At 46.4% G+C, this 10,232-nt stretch carries 8 protein-coding genes; all 8 read right to left on the reverse strand.

The annotated features are described in order from the left end of the window. Positions 1–178: 178 nt before the first annotated feature. Entirely contained in the window at positions 179–1,138 is a 960-nt protein-coding gene (locus tag ACQY26_RS03970) for a hypothetical protein (protein WP_428047814.1), read from the reverse strand. 162 nt (positions 1,139–1,300) lie between these two features. After that, positions 1,301–3,640 carry a hypothetical protein gene (locus ACQY26_RS03975; RefSeq protein WP_428047815.1) on the reverse strand — a complete coding sequence of 780 codons (2,340 nt, stop codon included), beginning with the start codon at positions 3,638–3,640 and terminating at the stop codon, positions 1,301–1,303. Positions 3,641–3,742: 102 nt separating this feature from the next. Continuing rightward, entirely contained in the window at positions 3,743–5,341 is a 1,599-nt protein-coding gene (locus ACQY26_RS03980; protein WP_428047816.1) for a hypothetical protein, read from the reverse strand. 30 nt (positions 5,342–5,371) lie between these two features. Beyond that, positions 5,372–5,956: a cyclodeaminase/cyclohydrolase family protein gene (locus tag ACQY26_RS03985; RefSeq protein WP_428047817.1), complete on the reverse strand. Its 585-nt coding sequence runs from the start codon at positions 5,954–5,956 to the stop codon at positions 5,372–5,374. After that, positions 5,950–6,798 (reverse strand): HAD family hydrolase, encoded by an 849-nt coding sequence (locus tag ACQY26_RS03990; RefSeq protein ID WP_428047818.1) that lies wholly within the window; start codon positions 6,796–6,798, stop codon positions 5,950–5,952. The genes ACQY26_RS03985 and ACQY26_RS03990 overlap by 7 nt, the downstream gene beginning before the upstream one ends. Positions 6,799–6,800: 2 nt before the next feature. Further along, positions 6,801–7,685, reverse strand: a complete 885-nt coding sequence (locus ACQY26_RS03995; RefSeq protein ID WP_428047819.1) for a DMT family transporter — start codon at positions 7,683–7,685, stop codon at positions 6,801–6,803. 72 nt (positions 7,686–7,757) lie between these two features. Continuing rightward, a complete protein-coding gene (locus tag ACQY26_RS04000; RefSeq protein WP_428047820.1) occupies positions 7,758–9,275 on the reverse strand; it encodes a CNNM domain-containing protein in 1,518 nt (505 codons plus the stop codon). 71 nt (positions 9,276–9,346) lie between these two features. Beyond that, the coding region (locus ACQY26_RS04005) for a UDP-N-acetylglucosamine--N-acetylmuramyl-(pentapeptide) pyrophosphoryl-undecaprenol N-acetylglucosamine transferase (protein WP_428047822.1) at positions 9,347–10,232 on the reverse strand (886 nt) is incomplete at its 5' end.

Below are 10,232 nucleotides of genomic sequence, written 5' to 3' on the forward strand. Positions count from 1 at the left end.
ATATTCTTTTAAAAATCAGAGCGGCGCAAGGTGCAGTATAAGGCTTTGCTTAACCATAAGTGCTAGCCGCGAGAATTTATCAACACGCGAGTTAAAATATCCACAAAACGTCTAAATACTACAAAACAAAAACCCCCGGCTCTCGCCGGGGGCTAAATCTTACTCCTTTCCCTAATTCTTAAAATCCTACGTCCCAGTTCCAGCCGCCGCTGTTCAACGTATCAGTTATGCTGCTGTTCAATTCGTCCGTATATTCTGAGCTTTCTACGGCCTCATAATATTCTTCCGCCGCTTGGATGTTAGCTGGGCTGAACGCTTCTTCTATCTGTTTCTTTACCGCGTTAAATACAGCCGGATTCTCTGACAATATCCCATACGCTACTTGCTGTTGGTCCTCAGGCAAATTATATATGAATAACGCTATTGAGTCCACATCCTCTTTCATTACTTTCCTGATTTCTCTCTCAAGCTGCGCTCTGTTATTGCTTATCGCCGTTTCTTCTTTGTTGTTATCTCCAAAAATCACATACGCCGTCAAGCCTATAAATAAGCCCCATTTCCCGGCTTTCTTCGCTTTTAACCACATCTTGCCGGTTTTGGAATAAGCGCCGATGGGCCTCTTTAACATCGCAGAACCTCTTTTATACTTCGCTAAATACTCGTTCGCTCTCCCCCATTCTCCGGCTTGTATCGCTTTCACCGACTTCCAATAGTTCGCCCTGTTTATCTGTTTTATCTTCCCGGAATGCCGCTGGATTGAGTTCCACCTCTGCATCGCCGCTTTTTCCAACCCCATTTCCGCACGTACCGCATTCTTCGCCGCTGCTCCTACAGCTTTCTTCTCCGCATGCTTCATCATTATCGCATACGCCCTTGGATCCTGCGACATTACGTAATATGCACCTAATTTCGGGTTCTTCGCTATCTTATTTATCGCATACGCAAATGTCAATACCGCCGCCGCTCCGCCTATCACTTTCACTGACGTGGGCAAGCCTTTCTCCTTCTTCTCTACGCTTGACATATACATCTCTACTTCCTCTGCCGTTAACTCCTCCACCGGCTGATACTGCGCATACGCCAAACTGGAAAAACATATATTTAATGATATTATTCCGACTAAAAGCCTCTTTAACATGGTTTCCTCTTCCCTCCAAGTATTTTTACTTCCTTTATTCTTATTTTAAAAAACTATTCCGCACTCTTCAAGGTTCTTTGGCCCTATCTCCTTATAGGCCTTTAGGCCTATTTTCAGCAAGACGGAATAAAATAAAAAAGGCCGGCTTTCGCCGGCCTAAATTTATCTGCCCCTCGCCGAAATAGGTCTTGGGGAGCCGCCTCCATGTTGGGCCGCAGGGGCCTGAGCAGGAGCCGCCTGCGCGGACGGGACGGTGTAAGCCATTATATTATTTGATTCCGAAGTCGTCGGCGTCAAAGATCCGTCTGAGGTATTATAGTTGAAACGATACGTAAGGCTGTATCCCTCATTATTTGGCGGAAGTTTTACAGCTATAGAGTAATAAGCCGGATCAACCGCCGGTTCCGCGCTCCATTGGATAAGGTCCGCATTGTTTCTGTGTGCGGCCCTAATCTTCGCTTCAAGAGTGGAGGCATCGGTAAAAGTATAATTCTTTACCGTACGGATTATATTATCCGCCATTAATTTGGCGGGGTCTTCTTCGGGCTCAGTCGCTTCTTCGCCTGCGGCGGGAGCCTGTAAATCCGGGGTTTCTTCAACGCCGGGGCCGGAAACTTTATCAATTATATAATGTATCGGGCTGACGTCTTTGGACAAAATGCCCATAGTCGCCAATACCGCCACAAAGCCGAGTACGGCGCACAGCAAAACCATCATAAGCGCAAATGATTTAAGCCCTTTCACCAAAGAAGACTGAGTGCGCAGTTCCGTTACGGCTTCCTCAATATTGGGGGTATTGTAGTCCGCGCCGATAGGATCGCCGGCGGCAACCATAGGAACAGTCTTAATAGCCGCAGGCTTAATGCGCTTTACCTGGCGGACGTCATCAGCCGGATGAGCGGTTAAATCAGCCATGCCGGCCTGAGCCTCCTGCTGAGGTTGAGCCGCAGGCATTTGGGGAGCGTCATTTTCGTCATACAAAGGATTATCCGCGCTTATAGTAGGCGGGACGTAGTCGGAAATAATTGAAGTTGGCTGATCCAAAAAGACCTCTTCAATACTGCTGGTAAAAGTTTTAAGGAACTTGTCATCCACGCTTTCAACCTGGGCGGTGCCCTGCTGTTCCTGCGCGGCCTGCCCTGAAGGCGGCCTCGTGAGAGCGTCAAGCGCGCTCATCTCGCCTTGGGCCGGAGCTTCTTCTTGCACAGGGGCCGGCTGTTCGGCAGGCTGCTGCTCCGCCGAGGGTTCTTCGGGTTCAATTGCCGGGGCAGGTTCTTCGGGCGCGGCCACAGGGGACGGTTCTTCAACTGGTAAAGCCGGCTCTAAGGCTGGCTCTTCCATTTCATAGGCCGGTTCTTGCACGTTTGAAGCCGCCTCTTGCGCAACTCTTTCAAAAACTGGTTCCGACGCGGGCTCTTCCACGGGTTCGGCTATTTCGTTGATGTCCTTTTGCAAATCGTTTTCAATTTCCTGAAGTTCTCTGTCGGCGGCTTCGTTCTTTTTTTCTTCTTCTTTCTTTTCTTCCGCGAAAGTTTTTAAAATCGCTTCTTCTTCCTTATTTCCGACGGCGGCGACTTCCAATATTTCAGATTCGGAAGATTCTTCCTTGGGGGCTTCGACTTTTTCCTCAGGTTCTTCTTCGGCAAGTTTCAAAGCGGGGAGTTCTTCTTCCGCAGGTTTTTCTTCCTCTTTGGGCTCTTCTTTCTTTTCTTCTTCTTTTGAGGCTATTTCAATGGTTTTCTTGGCGGCCAAATCAAAAGCAACCTGCCCGGCGGTATTTTCCGAGACGGTTTTCATTCTTATGGTATTCTCTATGGCCGATTCCAATATATCATCGTTATTGGGGACGTCTTTGGGCAAGTTATCATCGGCGGAAGCCTTTATAACAACCGGTTCCCCGTTTTTTTCCCCGGAAGAAGAGTCCTTTTCCTCAATAGGTTCTTCGGGAATATCGCCTTCGTTCATGGGAATAAGAGGGGCCTCTTGAAAAGCTTTTAAAGCCTCGGCGTCTTTAACTATCGGGCCGTCTTTTTTTGCCGGCTCGGAAGCGGCAGGCGCGGCGGAGTACATAGTCATTGCGGCGGCCTGCTGTTCGTGAATGACGGCTATGTCTTTTTTAAGGCCGGCGACTTCATTAATAAGGTATTCTAATTTATCAAGTAAAATTTGTTCTCTGGAAGAGCTCTGCTCGACGGGAGCGGCTTCCTCCCTGCCGTAAGAATCCGGCAAAGGCGCGGGAGTATATTCCGCGGAAGCGTCATAAACGTCCTGCGGCTCGGCGAAGTCGTCCGGAACGGAATAATTAGCCTCTTCCAGCGCGGCAGGCTGAGGCGCGGAGTAATTAATAAGTTCCCCTGCGGCAGACCATTGCTGTTCTTCGCCGTCAGGAGTAACTTCGGGGCAGATTAACGTCTGTTCGTTAAACCCCGGAATAGATGACAATTCCGCCGCTTCGTAAGGCTGCGGCAACACTTGATCGTTAAGATATACCCAATATTTCATTTTTCCCTCTGATATATTAAAATTCCCTCTAAAAAACAGTTTAGCAAATTATCAATAAAATGTGTCTATATACAATACGCCGGACGCAAAACGCCGATAAAACTACTGGAGCATATTTGATACGCGTTTGGCGGCGTCTTCGTGATCCGATGAAACCAAATAGAACTTTTCATAAGCGGATAGTATGCTTTGCTTAGTAAAATTAGTATGGGCCGGCAAAGCTTTTAAAACAAGGTCTATGCTCGCTTCAGGCCAATTCTTTTGGAGCATATCCAGCCCCAAAGAAGCCGCAAAGGGCGTTATATTGCCGTTAAGTTCGCCGACGAGCAAACTCAGCGCAAAGCCGTATTTTGCGTCGTCGGACTTCCAAAATTCATAAGCGGAAAGACGCTCCCTTAAAAAACGCAGAACTTCGGCGCGGTCTTTGGTGCCCAAGTAACTTTCAACCGCTTCGCTTTCAAGACTGCCGGCGCTATAAAGAACTTTATTTTCCTTCCTGAAAAGGGCTTGAGTTTCGGCGTCGGCCTCGGGCAGTTTGCCCAAAAGAACTTTTACAGCTATGTCGGCGTTTTCGTAAATATCTTTATTGTGCGGCAAATTTCTAAGAACGGAAATAAATCTTTCCTCAACGCCGTCCTTGTCGGTTTTGCCGTAGAAAGCGGATGTAAGCAAATCTTCATATCCGTTAAAATGTTTGTTGGAAGCCACACTGCGTAAAAATAATTTTTTGCCGCGGTTGTACGAAGCTTCCCTTTCCGCCTTAAGCAAAGTATCCCCGCAGGCGTCCGTCATTACTTTAAACGCCAAAGAGAGGTTCTCCTCCTGAAAGTCCGCATAAGGAAGCCTTTTTAAAACTGCTTCCAAAGTGTCCGCGATTTCCTTGGGCGTTTTTAGTTTAAGATATTTAAGAGCGAGAAACTGCAAGTCCTCGGGAAGGACATTATATTTTATTTCTTTTGACAAAACCGCGGCCGAAGCGGCTTCTTCCGCAGTAAGATTAAGCAGTAAAACGCGTGCGGCAAAATCATAAGCCAAAGCAAAAGAAGCTTCCGCAGCCTGAATTTCTTTTAAAATGTTTTCAAAAGCAGGCTTTAACGCTTTTGCGCAAGGTTTTACGTAATAATCCGCAAGGCGCGCCGCCATAGACTGAGAAAGCTTTTTATTTTTTGAAAGTTCTTCGATAAAGGCTTCGTTTTCCTCAATTATCTTAGGGGAAAGCTCTTCCAGCTTTGAAGCCTCTTCCAGCAAAGCGTCAACTATTTTTGAAGCTTCCTTGGAATTAAAATCGACTTCGCCTTCAAAAGAAGCCGAAAGTTCCCCCCACCGTTTGATAAAAGTTCTTTCGGAAGCGGGCGAGGCGTAAGCGTTAAGCAAAAGCTTAAAATATTTACCGTCTAAAACAAGCTTTGAACAAAGCTCCGCCGCCGCGCGGGCGGAAAGGAGAATTTCCACCCGGATTTGGGCCGCTTTAAGTGAAACTTCATTAAGTAAAACTTTGGCTATAATATAATCGCCGTCTATGCCTTCAGGCAAAAGAATATCGCGGCGGATTTCCTCCGCGGATTTTGCCATGGCGGAAACTTCTTCTTCCGTTTTAAATTTAAGCGCAAGAAAGCCGGCTTCCGGCTGGCCCGCCTTGGGCAAAATATTCAAGACGGCCTCTTCGGCGTTGAAAGGTTTGACGGTGATTTCTTCTTTCATATATATATTATATACCAGAACCGGCCTTTTTTATAAGGCTGGATTACAAAAAGTTTGCAGGAAACGGATATTTTCCTCCAGTTCCTTTATCAGAGCTTCGTCCTTTATAAAAGGCAAATTGGCTTTTATGTTTTCCACGCTGCAGGCTATCGCCGCTTTAAGCATTATGCGGGCGCAGATTACGTCCGATTTTATTACGGGCGAAATTCTGGGTTCGACTTCGTCGGTCATCTGCAAAGTTTTTACGGCTTTTAAAGCGGTGTCCAAAGGAACTTTGGCGCAAGTCGCGAGGGACTCTTTAAGATATTCCGCGCGCTCTTTGCTGGCCGCCGGCAGTTTTTTTGCGCTGAGATATTCCTCGTAAGCTTTGGCGTCGTTTATATAGCATTCTTTTAGCTCGTCGCGCAGAATAATAAATTCGTCCAAAACTTCGTTCATAATTTTTTTGGTTTCCGCATCCGTTGATTTCATTTTCATGGTAACGGAAACGGACATCATCGCCAAAGCGCAGCCGTTAGCCGCCGCAAAAGCGCCCACGGCCCCGCCGCCCGGCGTAGCACTGCCGGAAGAAACGGCGTCGATAAAACTTTCAGCCCCGTTTTGCCAATTTACCATATTTTGCCGGACTCCAAATCGGAATATTTTTTTATTCTGAACATTTTTAATCTTTGTTCGTCAATGCCGGTGCGGCTGAAGAATACGTGTTCTATTGCGCTGGCGGGCATTATGTAAGAACCTTTTTCGACGCCTTTAGGATCCTGGCGCAAATCAAGCCACACCAAAAGCAGTTCTTCGTCTTTAAAAGTATCGACTTCCGCTTCGGCCGCGGCCCTTAAAAGACGCTCTTTATCGGCCAAGCCGGCCTCTTTTACCACGGCGCTGTGATAGCCGTTTTCTTTGGCGGCGACGACGTCCAAATGAGTATCGCCTATAACGTAAACTTCATCGGGAGTAAATTTATGCTTAAAAGTTTTTGAAGCGCGCTTTACCGCCGCTTTTAAAAGTTCCGTTCTTTCCGCGCCGTCCCAGCCGAAACCGCCAGTAACGAAATATTTATCAAGCCCCGCCGGAGCCAATTTTATTTTGGCCGCTTCTTCCACGTTGCCGGTGGCCAAAGCCAATTTAACGTCCGGGAAGGACAACAAAGTTTTTATAAATTTTTCAACGCCGGAAGCGGCTTTGTATTTTTTGTTTTTCTTAAGAGCGGCAAGTTCCGACGGCAGAAGGGAAAGATATTCCTCTTTGACGGCTTCCAGCTGTTTGGCCGAAGGCGCTTTGCCGGCGGCGCAGGAATACATATAAGCGAAGTTATGTTTATCAGACATACCTATAAATTTAGTTAAATCGTATTTAGGCTTCTTGCCGGTAATATTTTCTGCGGCTTTCTCCAAAGATTTGACGCCGAACGCGCCGGTGTTTAAAAGGGTACCGTCTATATCAAAGAGTACAAGTTTCATTTTTAGTTTTCCTTCCTGATAGTATTTGTTACCATATAGGCCCCGCCCATAGCAAGCGCAAGGCCGAAAATCTGCATCAAACTGAATTTGTCAAAACCGGCGCAAACGGAAATAATATAAGTAAACACCGGGTACGCCAACATTACCGCCGTGGCTTTGGCCAGCGGCATATTCCTTATGGCTTTATACCAAAATATATTGCCTATAAGATTATTGAAAACCGCTATAAAAAGCAATATAAGCGCGCTTCTTAAAGAGGCTTTGCAATAAAAAGAAACCCCGAAAAAAGCCATAGCCGCGGCCAGGGGCAAAGTCCACAAAAAACCGAATAAAGCCCTTGCACAAACTATAAGGCTGTCGGGCGTATCGCGCGGAAGCTTCTTTGCCGCTATATGCGACAGCTGAAACATCCACACCGTCGCCAAAATTATCAAATCGCCTTTAAGCTTTACGCTGAAGCCTTCCCCCAGCAAAAGCATTACGACGCCGCAAACAACCAAAGCCGTACCGGTTAGCTGCCTGCGGGAAGGATATTCCTTCAAAAACAAAGCCGACAGGAACAAGGAATAAATCACTTCCGTCTGATTTAATATCGCCGAATTTGCCGGGGTGGTGTAATTTAAGGCTATAAAAATCAGCAAAAACGGCAAAGCCGTGCCGAATAAGCCCACCGCGGCGAATTTTATAATCAAATCTCTGCGGAAAAGCTCCCCCCACAAATTATTTTTAAACAGCCACGGCAAATATAAAAGGACTGTTCCCAAAGTGCCGAGTACGAGTATCGCCGGGGCCGACACGTAACCTACGGCGAATTTGCCCGCCACCGGGTATACCGCCGTTATAAAAACGGACGCCCACAAAGCCTGTAAAGGCGAAACAAAAGACATAATATTAAATTATAACATTTTATGCCGAAGCTTCCCCATAAAAACAGGCGGCGGCAAAAATACGGAAAAGCATTAATCCGGGACGGTGTTCTCAAAAGCCAAAAAGATTTCGGCCACTTCGGCGGGGCTGGAAGCTTTTAAGATATGCTCTTTCATTACTTTGTTGGAAGATATTGCCGCCAGCTCGGCCAAAATCTTAAGCTGGGCCGCAGGCTCTTTAAAAGGGGTTAAAACAAGAAAAATTATTTTGACGTTGTTACCCGGCTCAAACTCTATGCCTTTTCTTGAAGTTCCCACGCAGACCATAGGCTCGCTTAAAGAGGCCACCCTGGCGTGAGGAATGGCTATACCTTTTGCAAACACGCAGGACATAAGCTTTTCCCTGTTGACGATAAACTCCCCCGCCTGCTGTTTGGAAAATATCGGCCGCTGGGCGTACATAGCGTTTAAAAGACGGTCGAAAGCTTCAAATTTATCGGCCGCTTTTATGTTTATTATGGAAGCCGCCGGCATAAAGAAATTGCTTAAGCGGTAAGTATTGGGCTTTTCGTATTCGTCGCGGATTTCGCCGACGAGTTCTTCCAGTACGTCTTCCAAAGTAAGCAAACCGACTACTTCCCCCTTGGCGTTCTTTACCAAAGCCTGATGCTTTCTTTTTGTTTGGAACTCCCTCAGTGCGGCTTCGACCGGGGTGTTTTCGTCCAAAGTTAAAAGGGGATAAGTATATTTTTCCTCAATAGGCTGATCGGAATGTTCGCTTAAAGCGTCCAAAGACATTTCCTTTATAAGAACATAATCCTTGGCGTCGTCTATAGAGGCTTCGTAAAGAGGATAGCGCGAATATTTGCGCTTTTTGATAATCGCCAAATTTTCCGGCCAGGAATTGGACTTTTTTAAAGCGGAAATTTTATCTTTGGACGTCATTATTTCTTTAACGAGAACCTGCTCGAAATCAAAAAGATTTTCAAACATCATAAGCCTTCTTAAAGAAAACTTGCCGCCCTCCTGCGATTTTGAGAACATCATTCTAAGCTCTTCTTGGCTTAAAGGAGCTTCTTCCACGTGGGGATTAATCCCCGCGATTTGCAAGCTCTTATAAGCGACGACGACGAGAATCTTCCTGAAGACTTTTGTTATTACATAAAAATAATGCAGCGGAACGATACACCAAAGAAGAGTCTTTTCCGGATATTTTATGGAAAAGAGCTTAGGAACCTGCTCCCCGTAAACGACGTGCAAAGACGTAATTATCAGGAAGGAAAGCACGAAAGAAACCGTATACAAAGCCGCATCCGGCAGGAACGGAACAAGCCAAGGCAAGGCCCAGCCCAAAAGTTTGCCGACGGAAGGTTCGCCCACCCAGCCCAAAGCCAAACTGGTCATGGTAATGGCTATTTGTATGGAAGAGAGATAATTATCTATCTGTTCATGGGCCTGAAGAGCCAGTTTTTCCTTATAGCCGCCGTTGCGGGCAAGCTCTGCCAAACGGGTGCCGCGCACTTTAACCAAAGAAAATTCGCCCAAAACGAAAAACCCGTTAAGGACTATGATTATAAGAGCAACAAATATAAACAGTATGGTGCTTAACATTGTCTATATTATACAAAAAGGCGGAGTACCGCTAAAACGCAAATCCCCGAACGCCGCCGAGAAGAGGAAAATTAAAAATTATTAAGACGGGCCCCGGCCAAAGCTTCCGCCATATCAGCAATGCGCCCCGCCGCTTTTAAAGGGCTGGGCAAAACCAAATTGCCGAAGTTGGCAGACATTTCCTTAAGCGTTTTGGGCGAAGCCAAAAGCTCTCTAAGAGCATGGTCAAGATCCTCCGCGAGATTTGGGCCTTCTTTAATAAGTTTTATACAGCCCTTATCGGCGAATATTTTTGCGTTGCAATATTGGTGATCGTCGCTGGCGTAAGGGAAAGGAACCACTATAGCGGGCTTCGCCATGGAATAAATTTCCGCCAGAGAACTGGCCCCCGCGCGCGATATAACTATATGCGCGGCTTTCATCAGGGCGTGGATATCTTCCGCGTAAGGGATAAGTTCTACGTGTTCGGTATCGCCGTATATGTTTTTAATTTCTTCATAATCCCTTGTGCCCGTAATATGAAGGAAGTGAAGCCTTTTGGTTTTGCCGAGCATATCTTTTGCGGTCTTGGCCGCGGCGATACTTAAAGCGCGCGCGCCGCCGCTGCCGCCGAATATAAGAACGTTTATTGAGAAATCCGTAACGAAAGTCCAATAATTTTGCTCTTCGACGGAAGCTTTCAGGCGGAACTCCTCCCTTATCGGAGTGCCTACCAAATAGGAATTTTTTATTTTTTTATCCACGGGCAGCCCCAAAAGGAACATATCCGTAAACTTTGAACAAACTTTATTCGCCAAACCTATTTTAGAATTGGAATCGTGCACGGCAGTCTTAACGCCCATAAAATGAGCGGTAAATATCAGCGGGAATGAAATATATCCCCCCATGCCTATGCAAACCGCAGGCTTGTAGCTTTCTATAAAGCGGCGCATTTCCAAAATGCTCAAAATAAGCTTC

The organism is Candidatus Proelusimicrobium excrementi (genome assembly GCF_937881865.1).
Taxonomy (GTDB): Bacteria; Elusimicrobiota; Elusimicrobia; order Elusimicrobiales; family Elusimicrobiaceae; genus Proelusimicrobium; species Proelusimicrobium excrementi.